Genomic DNA, 18,591 nt, shown 5'->3' on the forward strand with positions numbered 1-18,591 from the left:
TGAATTCCGGTCCGGAAATCCCGCCTGGCTTACTCGGTCTGCGCGGCGTCCCCTGCCTCGCGGCTCACCAGCGCGCCGTTTTCCCAGGTGCCGTCCGCCTGCTGGCCGCTTGCGTATTTCATCGTGCCCGGCCCCTGCCGCTTGCCGTTGACAAAGCTGCCCTCATAGACGTCGCCATTGGCATAGGTCGCGACACCGTCGCCAAAGATCTTACCCTCTTGCCAGCTGCCCTCGTAGACGAAGCCGTCGGGCATTTCGATCTTGCCCTGACCGTGCCGCTGGCTGTCCGCAAACGCACCAGTATAGACCGAGCCGTCGGCATAGGTCACCTTGGCGTCGCCATGGCGCTGCCCGTTCTGCCAGCCGCCCTCATAGCGGTAACCGTCGGCATAGGTCATGACACCCTGGCCGTGGTTCTTGGCATTCTGGAAATCCCCGGTATAGGTGATGCCGTTGGGATAGGTCGCGGTGCCTTTGCCTTCGATCACGCCGGCCATCCAAGCGCCTTGGTAGGTAGAGCCGTCGGGATAGGTGATCTTGCCCTGACCCTCAGCCAGGTCGTCCCGGAAGTCACCCTCGTAAACCGACCCGTCCGGATAGACCGCTTTGCCTTTGCCTTCGATCTGTCCCTTCACCCATTCGCCGGTATAGGTGTAGCCGTCTTTTTCGGTGAAGGTGCCCATGCCGTGGCGCTGATCGTCCAGGAAGTCGCCGGCGTAGACATCGCCGTTGGCATAGGTCTGCTTGCCGGTGCCATGACGGCGGCCGTTTTGCAGCTCGCCTTCGTAGATATCGCCGTTGGGCTGCATCAGGCGGCCGGTGCCATGCATTTGGCTTGCGGCCCATTCGCCCTCGTAGACCAGCCCGTCCGAGGTCTCCAGCTTGCCTTGGCCCTGCAACTGGCCGTCAGCCACAGCGCCCGCATAAACAGTGCCCTCGCCGTAGGTGATCTTGGCCTGGCCTTGCTGGCGGCCCGCAACCCAATCGCCATCATAGGAATAGCCGTCGGGGGAGGACATTGCGCCCTTGCCGTGCCGCTTACCATCGGCAAAGCTGCCGTGATACCGCACGCCGCTGGCATAGACCGAGGTGCCGTCGCCGTGGATTTGCCCATCCTGCCAGCCGCCCTCATAGGTGCTGCCGTCGGCGCGGGTCAGTTTGCCCAGCCCGTGCGGCTTGCCTTGCGCAAACCCGCCCTCATAGACCGAGCCGTCCGGAAAGCGTGCCACGCCTTGGCCGCGCACTTCACCATCGACCCATTCGCCGGTGTATTCATAACCGCTTGGCAGCTTGTAAGTGCCGGTGCCATGCTGCAGCCCGCCCCTGAAGGTGCCTTGGTAGACACCGCCGATTTCGTCCTGGGTGGTTATGACGTCACTCTCCTGGGCCAGCGCCGGTGCGGCCAGTGCCAGAAGTGTGGTAAGCGCGAATGCGGTGCCGAAACGGGTCATTGAAACCTCTGCCTGCCCAGGAATTACGGTGCTGCTGCCATAGTGGGTTGCTCGCCCGGAAACTAAGCTACCGCAGGCGGGGCCGCAATGTCTTTTACCCGGCCTCCGCGCCTTGCTCTTTTACTTGGCGGTCAATCTGGTAAATGGCTCTGAGTGAGTTTTGCAAAGGGCCCAAGCAGCATGGCAGACCGTTTCCGCGTGACACTGGCGCAGCTGAACCCAACCGTGGGCGATCTGGCGGGCAATGCCGCCAAGGCCAAAGCCGCCTGGGAGGAGGGCCGCACCGCCGGCGCCGATCTGGTGGCGCTGCCGGAAATGTTCATCACCGGCTACAACACCCAGGATCTGGTGATGAAACCGGCCTTTCATACGGCGGCCATCGCCGAAGTTGAAAGGCTGGCAGCAGACTGTGCCGATGGTCCCGCGCTGGCAATCGGCGGCCCCTGGATCGAGGGCGGGCGGCTCTATAATGCCTACCTGATCCTCAAGGGCGGCAAGATCGCATCGCGCAGCCTCAAGCACCACCTGCCCAATGAAACTGTGTTCGACGAGGTGCGGATTTTTGATGCCGGCCCCTTGGGCGGTCCCTATGCGGTCGGCAACACTCGTATCGGCTCACCTATCTGCGAGGATGGCTGGCACGAGGATGTCGCGGAAACCCTTGCCGAAACCGGTGCCGAATTTCTGCTGATCCCCAACGGCTCGCCCTATTTCCGCAACAAGATGGAGGTGCGTTTCAACCACATGGTGGCGCGCGCGGTCGAAACCCATTTGCCGGTGATCTACCTCAACATGGTCGGCGGCCAGGACGATCAGGTGTTTGATGGCGGCTCATTTGTGCTGAACCCGGGCGGCGCCCTGGCGCTGCAGATGCCGGTGTTTGACGAGGCTTATGCCCATCTCGACCTGGAGCGCACCGAAGACGGCTGGCGCGCGGTGGAGGGCGAGAAGGCACATCTGCCGGACGCGTGGGAACAGGATTACCGGGTGATGGTCGAATCCTTGCGCGACTACATGGGCAAGACCGGCTTCAAGAAGGTGCTGCTGGGGCTGTCCGGCGGTGTCGATTCGGCGATTGTCGCGGCGATTGCGGTGGACGCGCTGGGTGCCGAGAATGTCCGCTGCGTGATGCTGCCTTCGGAATACACCAGCCGGGAATCGCTGGAGGATGCCGAAGCCGTCGCAAAGGCGCTGGGCGTTCATTACGATTATGTGCCGATCTCCGAAGGCCGCGAAGCGATCACCAGCACGCTGGCGCCGCTGTTCGCAGGCATGGAGCCGGACCTGACCGAAGAAAACATCCAATCCCGCCTGCGCGGGCTGCTGCTGATGGCGATGTCCAACAAGTTTGGCGAGATGCTGCTGACCACCGGCAATAAATCCGAAGTCGCGGTGGGCTATGCCACCATCTACGGCGACATGAACGGCGGCTATAATCCGATCAAGGACATGTACAAAACCCGGGTGTTTGAGACCTGCCGCTGGCGCAACGCCAATCACCGCCCCTGGATGAAGGGCCCGGAGGGTGAGGTGATCCGCCCCAATGTGATCGACAAGCCGCCCAGTGCCGAGCTGCGCGAGGACCAGAAGGACAGCGACAGCCTGCCGGACTACCCGGAGCTGGACGCGATCCTGGATATCCTGGTCGATCAGGATGGTTCAATCGCAGATTGTGTTGCCGCCGGTTTCGACCGGGATGTCGCCAAACGGGTCGAGCATCTGGTTTATATCAGCGAATACAAACGCTTCCAGTCCGCGCCCGGCGCCCGCCTGACCCCAAGCGCGTTCTGGCTGGACCGGCGCTATCCGATCGTGAACCGCTGGCGCGACCCGTCCTGATCCAAGCACTAACCCCTTGAGGGCGTAGATTTTTTTACGGTATCCAGGCCGTCGCTAAACCCTTGCCCGGCGCCGGCAACGCTCTGATATGCGGCGGAAAAATCACAATGCCGGAAACCAGCACAAGGCGCGCGCCTGCATGCTGGACCGGCGATTCCGCAGCGGGCATAGATGCCTGCATGCCCGGACCAAAGCTGCCTCATTTTCAATCCGATCTGGCCTTGCCCAAGGCCGTCGACGCCGTTGTGATCGGCGGCGGCATCATTGGCGCAACGACGGCTTTGGAGCTGGCTGAACGCGGACATTCCGTGCTGTTGTGCGAAAAAGGCCAGATTGCAGCAGAGCAAAGCTCGCGCAACTGGGGGTGGGTGCGGATGTCCTGCCGCGATCCCCGCGAAATTCCGCTGATGGCCGAGGCGCTCAGGCTCTGGGAAGGGCTTGCAAAGCGCACCGGCAAAGACACAGGATTTACCCGCTCCGGTATCCTTTACACCGCGGAGACCGGCAAGCGAGAGGCACAGCTGGTGCGCTGGCTGCGCAATCTTGACAACTGGGGGCAGGACGCCCGCATGATCCGCAGCGATCAGATCGAGCAGCTGATGCCGGGCCACCAGACCAAGACCCGCAGCGGGCTGCTGACGCCGATGGACGGGCGTGCAGAACCGCAATTGGCCACCCATGCCATCGCCACCGCAGCGCAGGCCGCCGGCGCCAGGATTATGACCGAATGCGCGGTACGCAGCGTTGAAACCGCCGCAGGCCGTATCAACGGCGTGATGACCGAACGCGGACGCGTTGCCTGTTCCACCGTGGTGGTGGCTGGCGGTGCCTGGTCGCGGCTGTTCCTGGGCAATGCCGGTATCAACCTGCCGCAGCTCAAGGTTCTGAACTCGGTTCTGCGCACCTCGCCGGTGCAGGGCGGGCCGGAAACAGCCATCCGTGCCGCCAACCTTGGCCTGCGCAAGCGCGCAGACGGCGGTTACACCGTGGCCGATGCCCATGAGAACATCGTCGATATCGTGCCCGACAGTTTCCGGCTGGGCTGGAAATTCCTGCCCAGCTACCGGCAGGAATGGCGGGCGCTGCAGTTCCGCCTGTCAGACCGCTGGCGCGAAGAGGCGGCGCAGGCCCGCCGCTGGCAGCCGAACCAGACCACCCCGTTTGAACTGTGCCGGGTGCTGGACCCTGCTCCGTCGCAAAAGGCGCTGAAAAGCGGCTGGGCAACGGCGCAAAAGGCATTCCCAGTGCTGCAAGGCGCCGATGTGGTGCAAAGCTGGGGCGGGCTGATTGATGTCACTCCGGATGCGATTCCAGTGATCTCGCAGGCCGATGGGCTGCCGGGGCTGTTCATTGCCACTGGTTTCTCCGGCCATGGTTTTGGCATTGGACCGGCGGCAGGCAGGCTGGCCGCCGATCTGGTGACCGGCGACACCCCTGTGGTGGATCCGCATGATTTCCGCCTGTCCCGGTTTACAGACGGCAGCAGAAACGGGCCGCAAACCGGCTATTGAACCGGGCCGCTCAGCCCATCAGTTGATAACTGACCGGCACATAGCGGAAACCCTCGCCGCGCGTTTCGACAAAACCGGCGGCGGGGAAGGGCATGTGGTAGCCGATCATCGGCACCTTGTCGGCGGCCAGCATCCCCAGCACCCGGCGGCGCGACGCGCTGGCAGCCTCGGCATCGGCGTCAAAACTGAACGCCCAATCCGGCCGGGCAAAGCTGTAAACATAATGGTTGGCCAGATCCGCCGTCAGCAACAGCTGCCGGCCGCCGCTTTCCAGCATGAAACCCATATGTCCCGGCGTGTGGCCAAAACTTGCCATTGCAGTAATCCCCGGTGCGATACCGGCGCCATCGTCAATGAACGTGGTCTTCTCTGCCAGCGGCGTCACATTGCTGGCTACCAGATCACCAACACGGTTGCCCGCCTCCATCTTGGACCAGAAGTTATACTCGGCAGATCCCATGATATAGCGGGCATTGGCAAAGGTGGGCGCACCGTCTGTCATCAGCCCGCCGATGTGGTCCGGATGCATATGGGTGATCACAACCACATTGATCTGGTCCGGGGTGACGCCGGCTGCGGCCAGCGCTTTGGCGATGCCGCCCGCACCTAGGCCTGTATCAAACAGCACCAGCTCTGCCCCGGTATCCACCAGCGTAGGCGTGAAGTAGAATTGCAGTGTTTCGGCTGAGACAAAATTCTCAGCCGAAACCTCGGCAAACTCCGCATCGCTGGCCGCGGCACCAAACAGCGGTTTTGGCCCGTCACGCAAGGATGAGGCATCCAGCAGCGTGGTGACCGGCATCTCGCCCAGCTTGAACGTATGGGCGATGGGCGCTTCGGCGCGGCCGCCGTGGGCGCCGGCCAGAAGCGGTGTTGCAGCAGCGGCAAGGGGCAGGGCGGCAGCACCGGCCAGGGCTGCACGGCGGGACAAGGAAACAGTCATCAGGGAACCTCCAAGTTGCATTGGACTGCCCGCATCCTAGCGCCGCGGCGGCAGAGGGCTGTAAACAATCCCGTGATACGGGTTAGGATGCAGGCAGGAGGGCCCCCGCCATGAGCCAGAACAAGACCGTCCTGACCGGAGCAAGCGTTGCAGATTTCCTTGCCACGGTTGAACCAGAGCGCAAGGCGGCAGAAGCACAAGAGCTGGATGCCCTGTTCCGCCAAACCACCGGTTTTATGCCGCAGATGTGGGGTCCCTCCATTATCGGATACGGACGCTACCACTACCGCTATGCCACGGGACGCGAGGGAGACTTCCTCGCCACCGGCTTCTCGCCACGCAAGGCGCGCCACTCGATCTACATCATGCCGGGCTATCAGGACTACGGCGCTATCCTGGCGCGCCTGGGTAAACACAAGCTGGGCAGAAGCTGCCTTTATGTGAACAAGCTGGCCGATATCGATCTGGAAGTCCTGGCTGAACTGATCCGCACCGGCCTGAAAGACCTCAACGCAATCTGGCCGGTGCAGCCAAGCTGACCCGCGCTTTCCTCTTGCCCCAAATATCCCCGCCGGAGGCACGCGCCGCGAGGCGCGTTAACCCTGCTGAAACTGGACAATCCGCCGCCCATGTGACAAGGCATCGGCAACAGGAGAACCGTGATGACCACCACCCGTTTTGCCCCGTCGCCGACCGGCTATATCCACGTCGGCAACCTGCGCACCGCGCTGATGAACTACCTGATCGCCCGCAAGGCCGGCGGCACTTTCATCCTGCGCATCGACGACACCGACCCGGAGCGGTCCAAGGAAGAATACGTCGATGCCATCAAGCAGGACCTGGAATGGCTGGGCCTGACCTGGGACAAGGTGGAGCGCCAGTCCGAGCGTCTCGACCGCTACGTCGCAGCCGCGGACAAGCTGCGCGGGATCGGCCGTTTCTATGAGGCGTTCGAGACTCCGGTCGAGCTGGACCTGAAGCGCAAGAAACAGCTGAACATGGGCAAGCCGCCGGTCTATGACCGCGCTGCGCTGGCTCTGTCAGAGGACGAAAAAGCCGCTTTGCGCGCCGAGCGCGGCGATGGCGTCTGGCGCTTCAAGCTGGATCATCAGCGCATCGAATGGCCTGACGGCATTCTGGGCGATATCTCCATCGACGCGGCTTCGGTCTCGGACCCGGTGCTGATCCGCGGTGACGGCCAGTTCCTCTACACGCTGGCCTCGGTTGTCGATGACACCGAAATGGGCGTGACCAATGTGGTGCGCGGTTCGGACCATGTGACCAACACTGCCACTCAGATCCAGATCATCGAAGCGTTGGGCGGTACCGTACCGTCCTTTGCCCACCACTCGCTGCTGACCGGCCCGCAGGGCGAGGCGCTGTCCAAACGTTTGGGCACGCTGGCGCTGCGCGACCTGCGTGAAGCCGGGGTGCAGCCGATGGCGCTGCTGTCCTTGATGGCCCGCCTTGGTTCTTCCGACCCGGTGGAGCTGCGTTCGGAATTGGCCGGGCTGATCGATGGCTTCGACATCAACCGCTTTGGGGCAGCCCCCACCAAATTCGATGTCGAGGATCTCTATCCGCTGACCGCCCGCTACCTGCAGTCGCTGCCGCTGGAGGCGGTGCAAAGCCATGTGGACGCATTGGGCGTGCCTGCCGCGAAACAGGCAGCCTTCTGGGATGTGGCCAAGGAAAACATCACCACGCTGAAGGATCTGGCGGGCTGGTGGGAGCTGTGCCGCGACGGTGCCGAACCGCTGGTAGCCGACGAGGACAAGGCGTTCATCGCCGAAGCGATGGCGCTGCTGCCGGAAGGCCCGTATGACGCGGACAGCTGGAAGAACTGGACCACCGCAGTGAAAGAGGCGACCGGCCGCAAGGGCAAAGGTCTGTTCATGCCGCTGCGCAAGGCGGTCACCGGTATGGAGCGCGGCCCGGACATGTCGGCGCTTCTGGCGTTGATGGAAACGGTCCGCGCCCGCGGCTGATTGAGGTTCGCTGGAATTTATTTAATAGGCGGCGCTTCAGGGTGCCGCCTATTTGCTATCGGGGGCTCCCGCCCACCGGACCGGCATCAAAGATGCCGTGCCGCCGGTTGGGCCCGGCGCCGCGCGGAGGCGCGGCGCTGAACCGCTCCCCATGGGGAGCGGTGCCATGCCCAACTGTGCAAAGCGCATATTTCATGCGCCGGAACAGACGGGAGCACACCCTTTTGCCAGTCACAGGCCGCTCAGCCCCAGCTGCCATCCTTCAGTTCCCGGCACATTTCCCTGGCGGCTTTGGCCATATCCGGGTTCGGATGCTCGCCAAGCGCGTCCAGGGATTTTCCCATCCAGCGCATGACTGATGGGGCATCACTGCCGCAGCGGGCAATCGGGGGAAAGGCGCAGGCCAGCAGATGCTGTGCGGTGACCGGCGGGATGCAGACATTGGGGTAGGCAGCCTTGCGGGCGTCGCTGGTCTCATCCGCGGGCGTGTTCTCCCACAGCAACCGTTCCAGCCGGCCCATGACTTCAACCGCGGTGCCGGGGTCATTAACGCCGGGCGACAGCGCCTTTTGCGCGGTCTCTGCCAGCAATGTCAGGCCGAAAGACGGGTCCTGATCAAAGCTGCGTACATCCCCGATGTCGATCGCAGCTGAAGCCGCCTTGCAGAAGTCGTTGTCCCCGGCGGTGGCCCAGGCCACCGGCTGGCCGCGCAGAATGTATTCGCCGGGAGCGCGCGCCAGGGTGATCTGCGTGCCGGCTTCCTCAGCCAGATCGTTCAACCGGGTCAGCCCGGCAAAGCGGACAAAACCGCTCTTGGCGGCTGGGATATCAACGGCGTTGCCGGGTTTAGCCTCTTCACGTGCGCACAGCCCGCCCAGACAGGGTTTTTCCATCCGCGCGCGCAGGCTGGCGCGGGTGCGGATTTCGATCAGCCGCAGGGTGTGGTCCATGCTCCCAAGGCTCGACAGGTGATCAATCCAGCGCAGGATGGCGCCGACGATCAGGATCACCACGATGATGGTCAAGCCAAAGACCACCAGCGCGCCTTCCGGCGTGTAATAGCGGGCCCGGAACAGGATCACCGCGCTCAGCGAATAGATGAAGCCGCCCACAAAGGTTGCCAGAACCCGGTGGGTGACGGTGTCTTCCAGCAGCAGCCGGTAGACCCGCGGCGTCGCCATCGAGGCGGCGGTGCGGTAGGCGCTGACCATGACGTTGAGCGAAAAGGTGGTGACCGCCAGCATGCCCGACGCCAGGATCGTCAGCACCGGCAGCACTGCCTCGCGTCCGAAATCCTCGCTCAGACTGTCCGGCAGCAGCGGTTTCGCCAGCGGCGCCAGCAGCAAAGCCAGCAAGGAAAAAAGGGAAATCAGAACAACTCTGAACCAGAGTTGCCGTGCAATCCGGCCGAGGTGCAGCAGCGCCTTTTCTATCATGACCCTGAGACTATCCGGCGGGCACCCGTACTGTCGATCAGTTCATCAAACAATTTGCGCTCGGCCGCTGAAACCGGCTGGTGTCGCGGATAGCGCGGCACGGCGCGGTCGTTCAGAACCGGGGCGTCCCAGCCATCGGTGGTTGCAACAAAGCCGTGCAGCCCGGCCTCGCCAAAGACCTGCAAATAGCCCTGCAGCACCACATCCAGATAGCTGAGCAGAATAGGGTGCCGCGCGGTGATGCCATTTTTGTTTTCCGCGGCAACGGCATAGACTGAAATTTCCGGCGCCCCGCCCAGCCCGTGCTGCACTGCACCTGATGCAGGCAGCCGATCATAGGCGAACTCGCGCTCATCCAGTGCGGCCCAGTCTGCTCCGGGCACCTCGGCAATCAGCCCGTCAATTTCGCTGTCCGCGCAGGGCACCGCCGACAGGAAGGCGACCTCGCGCAGGGCGGTATGAACCCAGGCCCGCCGCCAGCCGCGCAGCCGTGCCGGTGCCGCACCGCCATAGGCATGCGTTGCCGTGTTCACAAGGCTGCCGTAGCCAAAGAAATATGGGGCTGTCATCCGCTCTGCCTATCGTTCGTGTTTCCGGTTATTGATGTATGTCAAACCGCTTTTTGCCGCCATGTGCAATAAGCGATGCACCATAGCTGCGGGAGCGACCCATGCGGATTACCAAAAGGACCAACATTGCCGTGCGGCTGCTGATGTATTGCGCCGCGCACAAAGACCGTCTGGTGACCAAGGCCGAGATCGCCGAATGCTGCAATATCTCGGAAAACCACCTTGCGCAGGTGATCAACCAGCTGAGCCAGCTTGGCTATCTGGCGACCCAGCGGGGGCGCAATGGCGGTATGAACCTGGGCAAGCCCGCATTGGATATCCGGATCGGCGATGTGTTCCGCGATGTCGAAGGCGGCCTGCCGATGGTAGAGTGCTTTGCCGACGCGGACAACACCTGCCCGTTGACCGATGCCTGCCGTCTCAAGCTGGCACTGGCTGATGCGGCACAGGCGTTTTACACCTCGCTTGATGACATCACGCTGGAGGCATTGGTGTGCGACAACCACGACCTGTTGCGCATTTTGCAGCCGGTCTCCTGCGGCGCCCGCTAAGACCGCCGCAGCGCCGTCTATTCCCTTGCGCGCAGGATGCGGGCGGGCTTTGCCGCCAGCGGGCGCAGGGCAAAGGCCAGCCCGGCCAGCAGTGTTGTCAGCACCCCGCCTGAGATCACCATCAGCGCATTCGTCCAGATCACCGCATAGCTGGTCTCGAACACATAGGCATTGATCGCCCAGGCTCCGGCAATGCCCGCCGCCAGCGCCACCAGCCCGGCGGCGGCGCCCAGCAGGGCGGACCGCAGGGCAAAGCTCAGCAGGATCTGTTTGCGCGGCGCCCCCAGGGTTTTCAGCAGTGCCGCCTCATACCGGCGCGCAGGTTCTCCAGCCGCGGCGGTGCCCAGCAGTACCAGAAACCCGGTCAGCAGCGTTGCTGCGGCGCCATAGGCGGTGGCGGCGGCCAGCTGGCGTAGAATGTCCGCCACCCGGTCGATCGCATCACGCATCCGGATCGCGGTGATATTCGGCATTTCGCGGGCCAGATCGCGCAGGATTGCGGCCTCGGCCTGCTCTTCGGCATAGACGGTGGCGATGAAACTATGCGGCGCACCGGCCAGGGCGGACTCGTTCAGGACCATCACAAACCCCATGCCCGCGGTGGAGAAATCCACATTGCGGAAGCTGGTGATGGTGCCCGTGATGTCGCGGCCCAGGATGTTCAGCGTCAGCGTGTCGCCCAAGGACAGCCCCAGTTCCTCCGCCTCCTCGGCAGCAAAGCTGATCTGCGGCGCCCCGGCGTAATCCGCAGGCCACCATTCACCGGCGGTAACCTCGGTGCTGTCAGGCCGGGCTGCGGCATAGGTGATGCCGCGGTCGCCGCGTACCACCCAGTGGTCGCCTGCAACCTCTGTGGCGGGCTGGCCGTTGATGCGGGTCAGAACCCCGCGCAGCATCGGTGCGTTCTCTACCCGGGTCACAGCCGGGTCATTCTCGACCCGCTCCAGAAACCCGGGCATCTGGCTGCGCTGGATGTCGACAAAGAAGTAACTGGGCGCCACATCCGGCAGGTTGCCCGCAATAGCGCGGCGCATGTTGCCGTCGATCTGGCCGATGGCGGCCAGCACCGTCAGGCCAAGACCCAGTGCCAGCACCGCAGGCACCGCACCGTCCCGTGCGCTGCCAATGGACGACAGCGCCCAGCGAAGGGCAGGCCGCCCCCTCGACGCGCCGGAACCGCGGCGGGCGAGAAAACCAATCCCCAGCGCCGCAACCAGCAGTACCATAAGCGCCCCCATCAGCCCGCCCGCTGTCCACAAGGTCAGCTGAACCGAGCCGCTGAACCAGGCAGCCATCCCCACCAGCGCCCCCAATGCCAGCGCGGTCGCCAGCAGATAACGGGGCGCAGGCAGCCGCGTTTGGCTGGCAAAAGCGTCCCGGAACAGCGAGGCGGCGCGGATGCGTTCCGCCCGCGCCAGCGGCCACAGGGCAAAGATGAAGGCGGTCAGGACGCCATAAATCGCCGCCTCGGCCAGTGCGGACGGATAGATTGAAAACACTGCCGGGAACGGCAGCTGCGCGGCAATCAGCGGCCCAAGCAGCATTGGCCCCAAGCCGCCCAAAACCAGGCCGATCCCCACCCCGATCAGCGTCAGCGCGCCGATCTGCAGGAAATAGGTCAGGAAAATCGTCTGCCGCTCCGCCCCCAATGTGCGCAGGGTGGCGATGGTGGCGGTCTTGGTTGCCAGATAGGCGCGCACCGCAGCAGACACGCCAACCCCGCCCACCGCCAGGCCGGACAGGCCCACCAGCACCAGAAACCCGCCGAGACGTTCCACAAATGAGGATATCCCCGGCGCGCCATTTCTTGCATCGCGCCAGCGCATGCCGGTTGTCTCAAACAGGCCCTCTGCCTCTGCCTGCAGTGCGTTCAAGTCACGGCCTGTCGGCAGTTCCATGCGGTATTTGGTGTCAAACAGTGTGCCCGGCTCCAACAGCCCGGAACCCGCCAGATCCGCTGTCCGCACCATAGTGCGCGGGCCCAGTTCAAAGCCCGAGGCCGCGGCGTCCGGCTCCAGCACGATCAGCGCCATCAGCCTGAAATCCTGCGTGCCCAGCCGGAACGTATCGCCCGGCTGCAATCCCAGCCGGTCCGCCAGTACCCGGTCCATAACACCGCCCGGCAGGCCCATTGCGCCTGCCAAAGCGGTCTCCAAGGGTATCGGTGGCGAAAGCTGCATCGTTCCCTTCAACGGGTACAGCCCGTCCACCGCCTTCACCTGGGTCAGCCCGCGCTCCTCGCCTACAGTTGCCATCGAGCGGAACTCGGCAATCTCGGAATAGCGGACCGCATTCCGGTCCAGCCAGCCGCGCTCGTCCTCATTGGCAAAGCGGTAGGTGAAGTTCAGCTCGGCGTCGCCGCCCAGGATGGTCGCGCCTTCGCGAGACAGCCCGGTTTCAATCGACGTCCGGATCGAGCCGATGGCAGCAATCACCCCGACCCCCAGCGCCAGACAGGCCAGAAAAATGCGGAACCCTTTCAGGCCGCCGCGCAGCTCGCGCAGGGCAAAGCGCCAGGCGAGGCGGAAGGCGGCAGCATTCATTCCGCGGCCTCGCGCGCGGCGGCGTCATCCACCCGCCCGTCGCGCAGCCGGACCACCCGGTCGCAGCGGGCCGCCAGTTCCGGCGCGTGGGTCACCATCACCAGCGTGGCGCCGTACCGGTCGCGCAGACCAAACAGCAGATCCATCACTGCCTCGCCGTTGGTCTCGTCCAGATTGCCGGTGGGTTCATCAGCCAGCAGGATCGCAGGCCGCGGCGCCAGTGCACGGGCCAAGGCCACGCGCTGCTGCTCACCGCCCGACATCTGCGCCGGGAAGTGGCCGGCGCGATGACCAAGGCCAACTGCCTCCAGTTCCGCCTGGGCGCGGTCAAAAGCATCCTTGACGCCCGCCAGCTCCAGCGGCGTGGCGACATTTTCCAGCGCCGTCATGGTCGGGATCAGGTGAAAGCTTTGAAACACCACCCCCATGTTGTTGCGGCGGAACCGTGCCAGCGCGTCCTCGTCCATTGCCGTCAAATCCTGGCCAAGCGCTGTGATTGTGCCGCCGGTTGCCTGCTCCAGCCCGCCCATCAGCATCAAGAGCGAGGACTTGCCGGACCCGGACGGCCCCACCAGCCCCAACGTCTCCCCCCGCCGCACATCCAGCGAGATGCCGTGCAAAATCTCTACCGGGCCGGTATTGCTATTCAGGGTCAAAGACGCATCTAACAGATGCAGAACGGGGCTGTTATCGTTGGTCATCGGGCCTGCCTGTTGGATCCACCTATCGGATATGGAGTTTTTGCGGCGATGCACAAGATACTGGCGCTGTTGAGTTTGCTGCTTTTTTCAAACGCCGCCTGGGCTGAGCCGCTGCGGATCACGGCATTGGGCGACAGTCTGGTGCAGGGTTACGGGCTGCCGCAGGACCAGGGTCTGGTGCCGCAGCTGGAGCACTGGCTGAATGAAAACGGCGCCGAAGTGGTGCTGCAGAATGCCGGTGTGTCCGGCGACACCACCGCCGGCGGGGCAGAGCGGGCGGAGTGGACGCTGTCGGACAATCCCGACGGTTTGATCGTGCTTTTGGGCGGCAACGACCTGCTGCGCGGCCTGGCGCCGGCGGCGGCACGGACCAATCTGGCCCTCATCCTGCAGGAAGCCGAAACCTTGGGTATTGAAACCCTGCTGATCGGCATGAAGGCACCGGGCAATTACGGGCCGGACTACAAGACCGCTTTTGACGCGATATACCCGGACTTGGCTGCCGAATTCGATGCGGTGCTGCATCCGGATGCTTTTGCGGGCATTGCAGCAGAGGCGGGCGGCGACCCGGCAGCGGCGCAGGCCTATTTGCAGGATGACGGCATCCACCCGAATGCCCGGGGCGTTGCGCTGAACGTGGCTGCGATCGGACCGGCAGCCCTGCAGCTGGTCACGGCGATTCAACAATGAAAACAGCCCCGGCGGGCAGGGCTGTTTGAAAGCTCTCAGGCGTGATCAGAAGTTCGGATCAGGAGGCCAGTGCGATATCAACCGCGGACTCGCGGCCGTCGCGGCCAGCCTGCAGTTCGTAAGTCACTTTCTGATTGTCGGCCAGGCCGGTCAGCCCTGATCGCTCAACTGCGGAAATGTGGACAAAAATGTCCTTGCCGCCATCATCGGGTGCAATAAAGCCGTAGCCTTTGGTGGTGTTGAACCATTTGACGGTGCCAGTCGCCATCGTCGTATTCTCCTAAGTCGTCTCAATTCTCTGCCCGCGTCATGCGGCAGAACGGCAGCGGTCTGCAAAGAGTCATAACCGCGCCGGTAAGGCAACAGTGATGATACTCGCGTGACGTTGCGGTGACAGAATTGAGTAGGAATCACCCCAGGCGCAAGAAAAAATCCAAAGTGACGCCGTGTCTCCGGCAGAACCGTGCCTAAAGCACTGTCACAACCGTGCCGAGCGGAACCCGCTGATACAGATCCGTAACGTGCTCATTCATCATCCGGATGCAGCCGTTGGATACCGAGTGCCCGATGGTCTGCGGCTGGTTGGTGCCATGGATGCGGAAATAGGTGTCGATGCCGTTCTGAAACAGATACAGGGCCCGCGCACCCAGCGGATTTTCCGGCCCGCCGGGCTGAATGTACTCATTGTCGACAAACTTGGCATAGGCCCGCGGATCGCGTTCGATCATCTCGTCGGTCGGGCGCCAGGTGGGCCAGACCTTTTTGCGTTCGATCACGGCAGTGCCGGTGAACTCCAGACCGGCCTTGCCGACACCAACGCCATAGCGCATCGCCTTGCGCTTGTCGGTGACAAAGTAAAGGTAGTAGGAGCGCGGCAGCACCAGGATCTGCCCCGGGGCAAAATCCTTGCGGATCCGGACCTCCTGCGGGGTGGGATCAAAGGGAGCGGGGTCTTTCTTGCGGGCCAGCGCAGGCAGCGGAAGCAAGGTTGCTGCGGCGGCCGCAGTACCGGTACTCAGAATTTTCCGGCGTGAAATCATGGCTAAATCTCCGGATGTCTGTTGTGTCGTCTAATCATCTTCCGGCGTGGAATGCGCCGGGTCAACGGGTTTCCGCAGACGGGCCGGCAAGTGTTGCAAGCGTAGCAGCAGTCAGGGTGCAGACGGCAATCCAGCCAAAGTACCAGAATTTCCCGGCCAACAGGTCCTCGGCGTAAGACGCGGCGAATTGCGCCTTGCCTGCTGCCGCGATGGCAAAGGCCGCGGCACCGAAGACCGCGAAACCCGCGGCTGCCAGCCAGCGTGGCAGGTGCAGCAGCCGGACGGCAAGGGCCAGCGCAAGACCGGGCAGGGCGCCCAGCCAGATCACTTTGCCCGCCCACCAGGGATGTGCCCCCAGGCCTGCGGTCAGATTCATAAAATGCGCCAGTTCGGCGGCTGCCAGAACGGCCGCAAGCGGCGGCAGGAGGCGGAGTATCTGTTGCATGCCTTTGATATTGAAGCGGCGGCCTGCAGCTTCCAGTGCTGATTACAGGTTTGTGAAGCTCCGGCGGCGTCTCTTGCGGCCTGGCAGCCGATGTCTGTATCAGGGCAGGATTGAAGCGGAGGAACCATCATGGGTGCCAAGACCCTGACCTGCCTGGCCTGTGCCCAGCTGAACCGGGTGCCGGAGGACAAGCTGGGCAAAGACCCCAATTGCGGCAGCTGCGGCGCGGCGCTGATGCCGGGCAAGCCGGTGGACGTGGACCCGGCCACATTGCAGAAGGCGGCGCAGAATGACGATCTGCCACTGCTGGCCGATTTCTGGGCGCCCTGGTGCGGGCCCTGCCGGACAATGGCACCGGAGTTTACCAAGGCCGCTAAGGCATTGGGCAGCAAGGCGCGGCTGGTCAAGCTGAACACCCAGGACCACCCGTCCACAGGCGCGCGATACCGCATCCGCGGCATCCCGACCCTGGTCGCCTTTGAACGCGGCAAAGAGAAAAAGCGCCAGGCCGGCGCGATGCGGCAAGGCCAGATCGTCAGCTGGCTGCGCAGCTAGGCGCGGTTGCCGTAGGCTTGTCCGATGACCGGCTGCGACTGCAGCCAGCAGCGCAGGGAAAGAACAGCGATCACCAGCACGGTCGCGCCCAGCCCGGCTGCCGGATACAGCAGCAGGCTCAGCCACAGCGGCAGCGCGGCCACAAAAAATCCAAACGCCGTGGCGCACATTCCGGTGATCATGCCTGCGAACAGTCCAGCCCAAACCATGGCAACTCCTTCTCCGGGAGCAATCTAGCCTGACCGCCCCAGTGTCTCTCAAGACTATCTTGCGGGCAATTTTGCTTAAAAAAGGTTTAAAATGTGTCAATAGGCTGGGCAGAGCTGCGCGAAAGGGTGGTGCAGGCCTATTTTGAGGTCAGCGCCACACCGTCCTTGGCCTTGGGCATCTTGCCCTTGCCCTTCTGCAGCACATGGGTCAGCTCATGCGCCAGCAGGTCGGTATCCTTGGCGAATGCAGGCTTCATCACATAGATGTTGTTGCCGACGGTAAAGGCTTTGGCTTTCAGTTCCTTGCAGACGTCCTTGGCATTGCCGCCGACATGCACCCTGACCTTGCCCAGATTGCCGCCGAAATGCGCCTCCAGCCCTTTGCGCAGATCGCCGGGCAGTTTCTTCTCGGACGTGCCTTCGGGTTCGGTCTTGAGCTTCTTGCGCTTGGCCTGCTTGCCGCCAAGCGCCTCGACCTGTGCCTTCACTTCTTCCGGTTTCAGAGCCATGGGATTCATCTCCAATGCATAAACCAACAATTGGCGCACAGAGCGCCTGAGGCGATGGTAGCGCGGAGTTGCGGAAAGACGAAACAGAGAGGAGAGGCCGTTGATGACGCTCCCTCATTGACGGTTCAGCCAAGCATCATCAAGCATCATAATGGCTGTTCAGAGGACGGGAGGCCAATCTCCCGGGTCCGCCCAGGCAGCCGCTGTCGCAGCTGTTTGATCCCGCAGTGTGATGGTGCGGTCCTCTCGGTGGACGGGAAGCAAGCACTAGCTCACCTGGCATTTTCCCCGTGACACGGGGTGCGCATCAAAGCAGCTAAATTGTGCAAGGTTATGCTTCATTGGCAACTAAAGGAATTGGCGATCCCTGAAGGACTCGAACCCTCAACCTGCTGATTAGAAGTCAGCTGCTCTATCCAGTTGAGCTAAGGGACCGCTTGGCGCCAGTTATGACAGGCGGGTGCCAAGGGTCAAGCCGCTGCGCGCAAGTCCAGGTGCATGAATACTGACCAAGGGTCCGCTGCGTAGTCCCCAAAGGGCGCGCATTGCTTAAAACCAAGGGATTCATACAGCCTGCGCGAAGGCAGAAAATCATCGGTGGAGCCAGTCTCCAGAAAGAGGCCTGTGGCCTCTTCTTTGCGGGAAAGCTGCAGCAGGAATTCCAGCATTGCGCGTCCTGCTCCGCTGCCGCGGGCCTCGGACACCGTGTGCATGGACTTCAATTCGCGTGCGCCGCCTTCCAGCAGTTTCAGCGCCCCCATGGCAACCGGTTTGCCGCCCCGGCGCAGCAGAAAGAACTGTACATCAGGACCTTCAAGGCCGCTTGTATCCAGCGCGTGGCAGCTTTCTTCCGGCGATTGTGCCGCCATTTGCGAAAGATGCCGCCGGATCAGGGCTGAAGCTTCCGGTCCGGCCGGGTCTTCCGGGCTGATCTCAAAGCGGGGCATAATGTGCTGCACCTCCTGCTCTTGGGGATGTGTATAGAATTTCTGCAATCTGTCTCAGGCACAAGACAGCTACCCTTTACCCCTCAGTGTCAAGATATGACGGCACCTTGCCGTCACGTTGAAACCGGCCCGGAGGTGCGGCACGTTTGGCGTGGCTGCCGGTGTTTTTCAGACGCAGAGCCGCAACAGTGCTGCGGATCAGGTGCCGGGGATAGGGAATTCGACAATCCGCCAATAGCGGTCAACCATATCGACTAGTTGCAGAAAATCACGCCCTGCTGTTTCCTTCACGATATAGCCTGCTGCATTCAATTCATAGGCAGCTTCGATGTCCTGCTCGTGGCTTGAGGTCGTCAGGAAGAATACCACTGACCTGCTGAGTTCAGGATCTGCGCGCAATTCCTGGACCAGCTCGATGCCGCTCATCCGCGGCATCTTGATATCAACCAGCAGCACATAGGGCTGTTGGACCTTGTCCTTGCCGCCCGTCCCGCGGAGGTAATCCAGCGCCTCAAGCCCGTCGATCGCGCGTGTGATCTCATTTGCGATTTTGACTTTCTTGAATGCCCGCTCAACGGCCTTGGCGTCCCCGTGGTCATCATCCACCAGAATGATGTTCAGATCCTTATGAGAGGTCTGCCCGCCGCTGTTCATTCTCATCATA

20 protein-coding genes and 1 tRNA gene are annotated in these 18,591 nt (G+C 62.8%); 7 read left to right on the forward strand and 14 right to left on the reverse strand.

Features of this window, described 5'->3' with window-relative positions; genetic code table 11:
• Positions 1 to 29 precede the first annotated feature (29 nt).
• On the reverse strand, positions 30 to 1,451 hold the full coding sequence (locus ETW24_RS02040) for an MORN repeat-containing protein (RefSeq protein WP_129369536.1): 1,422 nt from the start codon (positions 1,449 to 1,451) through the stop codon (positions 30 to 32).
• Positions 1,452 to 1,631: 180 nt separating this feature from the next.
• Here ETW24_RS02040 and ETW24_RS02045 point away from each other — a divergent pair, with 180 nt between their 5' ends.
• Entirely contained in the window at positions 1,632 to 3,290 is a 1,659-nt protein-coding gene (locus ETW24_RS02045) for an NAD+ synthase (RefSeq protein ID WP_129369537.1), read from the forward strand.
• A gap of 179 nt (positions 3,291 to 3,469) precedes the next feature.
• Positions 3,470 to 4,801: an NAD(P)/FAD-dependent oxidoreductase gene (locus tag ETW24_RS02050; RefSeq protein ID WP_129369538.1), complete on the forward strand. Its 1,332-nt coding sequence runs from the start codon at positions 3,470 to 3,472 to the stop codon at positions 4,799 to 4,801.
• 10 nt (positions 4,802 to 4,811) lie between these two features.
• Here the strand turns inward: ETW24_RS02050 and ETW24_RS02055 are convergent, their stop codons facing one another.
• Entirely contained in the window at positions 4,812 to 5,744 is a 933-nt protein-coding gene (locus ETW24_RS02055) for an MBL fold metallo-hydrolase (protein WP_129369539.1), read from the reverse strand.
• A gap of 110 nt (positions 5,745 to 5,854) precedes the next feature.
• Between ETW24_RS02055 and ETW24_RS02060 the strand changes: the two genes are divergently transcribed.
• The gene (locus ETW24_RS02060; RefSeq protein ID WP_129369540.1) at positions 5,855 to 6,283 is read left to right on the forward strand and encodes a DUF1801 domain-containing protein; all 429 of its coding nucleotides are present in this window, start codon (positions 5,855 to 5,857) and stop codon (positions 6,281 to 6,283) included.
• 123 nt (positions 6,284 to 6,406) lie between these two features.
• Positions 6,407 to 7,732 (forward strand): glutamate--tRNA ligase, encoded by a 1,326-nt coding sequence (gene gltX, locus ETW24_RS02065; RefSeq protein ID WP_129369541.1) that lies wholly within the window; start codon positions 6,407 to 6,409, stop codon positions 7,730 to 7,732.
• A gap of 242 nt (positions 7,733 to 7,974) precedes the next feature.
• Here the strand turns inward: gltX and ETW24_RS02070 are convergent, their stop codons facing one another.
• Together ETW24_RS02070 and ETW24_RS02075 are read right to left on the reverse strand one after the other, a co-directional pair.
• On the reverse strand, positions 7,975 to 9,168 hold the full coding sequence (locus tag ETW24_RS02070) for a DUF2254 domain-containing protein (protein ID WP_129369542.1): 1,194 nt from the start codon (positions 9,166 to 9,168) through the stop codon (positions 7,975 to 7,977).
• On the reverse strand, positions 9,165 to 9,737 hold the full coding sequence (locus tag ETW24_RS02075; protein ID WP_129369543.1) for a gamma-glutamylcyclotransferase family protein: 573 nt from the start codon (positions 9,735 to 9,737) through the stop codon (positions 9,165 to 9,167). Before ETW24_RS02075 ends, ETW24_RS02070 begins: the two co-directional genes overlap by 4 nt.
• Positions 9,738 to 9,838: 101 nt before the next feature.
• On the opposite strand from ETW24_RS02075, the gene ETW24_RS02080 reads away from it, so the two are divergent.
• Positions 9,839 to 10,288, forward strand: a complete 450-nt coding sequence (locus ETW24_RS02080) for an RrF2 family transcriptional regulator (protein WP_129369544.1) — start codon at positions 9,839 to 9,841, stop codon at positions 10,286 to 10,288.
• 17 nt (positions 10,289 to 10,305) lie between these two features.
• On the opposite strand, the gene ETW24_RS02085 is transcribed toward ETW24_RS02080, so the two are convergent.
• Positions 10,306 to 12,831 (reverse strand): ABC transporter permease, encoded by a 2,526-nt coding sequence (locus ETW24_RS02085; protein ID WP_129369545.1) that lies wholly within the window; start codon positions 12,829 to 12,831, stop codon positions 10,306 to 10,308.
• Positions 12,828 to 13,532 (reverse strand): ABC transporter ATP-binding protein, encoded by a 705-nt coding sequence (locus tag ETW24_RS02090; protein ID WP_129369546.1) that lies wholly within the window; start codon positions 13,530 to 13,532, stop codon positions 12,828 to 12,830. Before ETW24_RS02090 ends, ETW24_RS02085 begins: the two co-directional genes overlap by 4 nt.
• Positions 13,533 to 13,580: 48 nt before the next feature.
• On the opposite strand from ETW24_RS02090, the gene ETW24_RS02095 reads away from it, so the two are divergent.
• A complete protein-coding gene (locus ETW24_RS02095) occupies positions 13,581 to 14,222 on the forward strand; it encodes an arylesterase (RefSeq protein WP_129369547.1) in 642 nt (213 codons plus the stop codon).
• Positions 14,223 to 14,280: 58 nt separating this feature from the next.
• On the opposite strand, the gene ETW24_RS02100 is transcribed toward ETW24_RS02095, so the two are convergent.
• From ETW24_RS02100 to ETW24_RS02110, 3 genes are all read right to left on the reverse strand, one after another.
• Positions 14,281 to 14,490: a cold-shock protein gene (locus ETW24_RS02100; RefSeq protein WP_024088679.1), complete on the reverse strand. Its 210-nt coding sequence runs from the start codon at positions 14,488 to 14,490 to the stop codon at positions 14,281 to 14,283.
• A 199-nt stretch (positions 14,491 to 14,689) separates the two neighbouring features.
• Positions 14,690 to 15,262, reverse strand: coding sequence for a L,D-transpeptidase (locus tag ETW24_RS02105; protein WP_129369548.1), 573 nt, complete (start codon positions 15,260 to 15,262; stop codon positions 14,690 to 14,692).
• A gap of 61 nt (positions 15,263 to 15,323) precedes the next feature.
• On the reverse strand, positions 15,324 to 15,707 hold the full coding sequence (locus tag ETW24_RS02110) for a hypothetical protein (protein WP_129369549.1): 384 nt from the start codon (positions 15,705 to 15,707) through the stop codon (positions 15,324 to 15,326).
• A gap of 129 nt (positions 15,708 to 15,836) precedes the next feature.
• Between ETW24_RS02110 and trxC the strand changes: the two genes are divergently transcribed.
• Positions 15,837 to 16,262 carry a thioredoxin TrxC gene (gene trxC, locus ETW24_RS02115; protein WP_129369550.1) on the forward strand — a complete coding sequence of 142 codons (426 nt, stop codon included), beginning with the start codon at positions 15,837 to 15,839 and terminating at the stop codon, positions 16,260 to 16,262.
• Here the strand turns inward: trxC and ETW24_RS02120 are convergent.
• The 5 genes from ETW24_RS02120 to ETW24_RS02140 all read right to left on the reverse strand — a co-directional run bounded on the left by ETW24_RS02120 (position 16,259) and on the right by ETW24_RS02140 (position 18,590).
• On the reverse strand, positions 16,259 to 16,471 hold the full coding sequence (locus ETW24_RS02120) for a hypothetical protein (RefSeq protein WP_129369551.1): 213 nt from the start codon (positions 16,469 to 16,471) through the stop codon (positions 16,259 to 16,261). The genes trxC and ETW24_RS02120 overlap by 4 nt on opposite strands.
• 137 nt (positions 16,472 to 16,608) lie before the next feature.
• The gene (locus ETW24_RS02125) at positions 16,609 to 16,980 is read right to left on the reverse strand and encodes an eCIS core domain-containing protein (RefSeq protein ID WP_129369552.1); all 372 of its coding nucleotides are present in this window, start codon (positions 16,978 to 16,980) and stop codon (positions 16,609 to 16,611) included.
• Between the two features lie 358 nt (positions 16,981 to 17,338).
• Positions 17,339 to 17,415, reverse strand: a tRNA-Arg gene (locus ETW24_RS02130).
• Positions 17,416 to 17,450: 35 nt separating this feature from the next.
• Complete coding sequence (locus ETW24_RS02135) at positions 17,451 to 17,927, reverse strand: GNAT family N-acetyltransferase (protein WP_129372812.1); 477 nt, start codon at positions 17,925 to 17,927, stop codon at positions 17,451 to 17,453.
• A 198-nt stretch (positions 17,928 to 18,125) separates the two neighbouring features.
• Entirely contained in the window at positions 18,126 to 18,590 is a 465-nt protein-coding gene (locus ETW24_RS02140; RefSeq protein ID WP_343328039.1) for a response regulator, read from the reverse strand.
• Position 18,591: the final 1 nt, after the last annotated feature.

The sequence above is a fragment of the Leisingera sp. NJS204 genome, from assembly GCF_004123675.1.
Classification (GTDB): domain Bacteria; phylum Pseudomonadota; class Alphaproteobacteria; order Rhodobacterales; family Rhodobacteraceae; genus Leisingera.